This is a genomic window from Microcystis sp. M53598_WE2 (genome assembly GCF_030067735.1).
Lineage (GTDB): Bacteria > Cyanobacteriota > Cyanobacteriia > Cyanobacteriales > Microcystaceae > Microcystis > Microcystis aeruginosa.
Genome location: NZ_JASJFE010000974.1, coordinates 1 through 1,950, shown reverse-complemented (window position 1 = coordinate 1,950; position 1,950 = coordinate 1). Strand labels below are relative to the sequence as shown.

At 43.3% G+C, this 1,950-nt stretch carries 3 protein-coding genes and 1 tRNA gene; 2 read left to right on the top strand and 2 right to left on the bottom strand.

The annotated features are described in order from the left end of the window. Positions 1-29 precede the first annotated feature (29 nt). Positions 30-100, top strand: a tRNA-Cys gene (locus PX636_RS19945). A 48-nt stretch (positions 101-148) separates the two neighbouring features. Here PX636_RS19945 and mtnB read toward each other — a convergent pair. Further along, on the bottom strand, positions 149-766 hold the full coding sequence (gene mtnB, locus PX636_RS19940) for a methylthioribulose 1-phosphate dehydratase (RefSeq protein ID WP_288118465.1): 618 nt from the start codon (positions 764-766) through the stop codon (positions 149-151). A gap of 238 nt (positions 767-1,004) precedes the next feature. On the opposite strand from mtnB, the gene PX636_RS19935 reads away from it, so the two are divergent. Next, entirely contained in the window at positions 1,005-1,385 is a 381-nt protein-coding gene (locus PX636_RS19935) for a hypothetical protein (protein ID WP_004162473.1), read from the top strand. Positions 1,386-1,395: 10 nt separating this feature from the next. On the opposite strand, the gene PX636_RS22765 is transcribed toward PX636_RS19935, so the two are convergent. Continuing rightward, positions 1,396-1,638, bottom strand: coding sequence for a hypothetical protein (locus PX636_RS22765; protein WP_004162474.1), 243 nt, complete (start codon positions 1,636-1,638; stop codon positions 1,396-1,398). Positions 1,639-1,950 lie beyond the last annotated feature (312 nt).

Here is a 1,950-nt window from a genome sequence, read left to right as displayed (position 1 = left end):
TGTTATGCTAGGATAAGTATTGCTTGATCGGCGCCATCGCCAAGTGGTAAGGCAGAGGTCTGCAAAACCTTTACCCCCAGTTCGAATCTGGGTGGCGCCTTGGTAAATGTCGGCAGTCTTTTCTTGATTGCCTTGTCTAAATTAAGGTTTACCAAGGTTTTACTTGATAGGCTGCCACTAGATAACGAAAAATATACTCAACTATCTCTAAATAATTCTCGGTAGTTTCTAGAGACTCACCCCACACCGTCACACCATGGTAAGAAATCAGTAAAGCGGGAATTTCCGGGGGGAAAGTTGAGAATCTACTTTCTATTTCTGCGGCAATTTTCGGCACATCGAGATAGTTAGCAAAAACCGGCATAAATACTTGAGGATTTTCTACCCAAATACCTAAACCTTTCAACATTTCTAAGGGAGGTAACGATAACTTGTCCCCGCGAGCAAAACGGGAAACTAAATTCGCTTCCACTGAGTGGACATGATAACAAGCTTGCGCTTGGGGAAAGAGACAATAAATCACCTGATGAATGCTAGTTTCGGCCGAAGGACGATTATCTCGATGAGCTAATTCTCTGACTTTTCCCGTCAGCTCCACGCGCACAAAATCCTGTTCTGTGAGTTTACCTTTACTTTTGCCACTGGCAGTAATCCAAAAACTATGATCATCAACTTTAGCGGATAAATTACCCGCCGTGCCAAGCATCCAACCCAGTTGATAAAATTTTCGGGCAGCTGCCACTAGAGATAGACGAGGATCGCTCATGGTTTTTAGAGATATGGTGGATAGGGACTGACTATTATAACAAGTTGAAGCGATCGGAGGATCCACTCCCCAGCAGATTTGGTGAGGATGTCAGTCCGGATAATCTCGATCAAAACTAAACCCAAGATAGAATAGAGCGAGGAACCAGTGAGTCAAAAAGAAGATTTAACCGTGGCAATGTGTTGGGAATGTGTTAGGTTAAAGATAATTGCAGCTTTGATGAATCGAGGGTTGAGCCGTGAATAACAACTTTTTCCGCAGCTATTCTGTCAATGATTCTGGTTTGGGTTGTTTCTTATCTTTGATTTTAGTCGGATTGTTGTTAGGCTCGATCGGACTGGGTTGGTTAGTCAATAGTTTTTTAATTCTCGTGGCATTCCTGATATTTTCCCCTGTCATTGCTTGGGGGATTTTTCGCTGGTGGTTGCGACGCAATTTAGTTGAAGATAGCTGTCCCGTCTGTAGCTACGAATTTACGGGTTTTAATCGCACAGAATGCCAATGTCCTAACTGTGGTGAACCGTTAAAAGTGGCAGGGGGTAAGTTTATTATTCTCACCCCTCCCGGTACGATCGATGTACAAGCGATCGAAGTACCTACCAGACAGTTGGAAGATTAGGGTCAAACCATTACCATCTAGGCACGCGCACGCAACTGAAAGCGGGGGATCTGAATTTTAACAATAACAGCAGTCCCAACAGGTGAATTGACCAATGAACGAGAATTAAGCCCCAAATAATTGCAAAAATTAAACTACTAACGGCAAGAGCTTTAAAAATATCATTATCGGTCTTTTGATACCAGAGAAGACTAAGGAAGGAAAGCAGTAGGAGTAGAAGCGGAAAAAGTGGGGAGAACATGGGGATCACCATTGGGTGAGGGGACTGTCTTCACATCCATAGCCTATCATTTGCCCTTGACGGCTACGGGTAGCAGATGTTACATTCCCCCCTATTTGTCATAAATCTTTAGAATCAAATTAAAAAGTTGACCGAAAAATTGGGTTTAAAGCCTCGCCCTTTTAGGGCGACTTTATCTGATGTATGATATTAAGAATAGCGGGCAGGGTAAGCAACCGCTTAAAAAACCCAGTCATCGCAGGATGAACGCACCTTGAAAACTAGAGTTATGGGGTTCTATAGGGGAATGCTCCTATAGGTAAAAGCTCTAAGCGTCAAGTACCA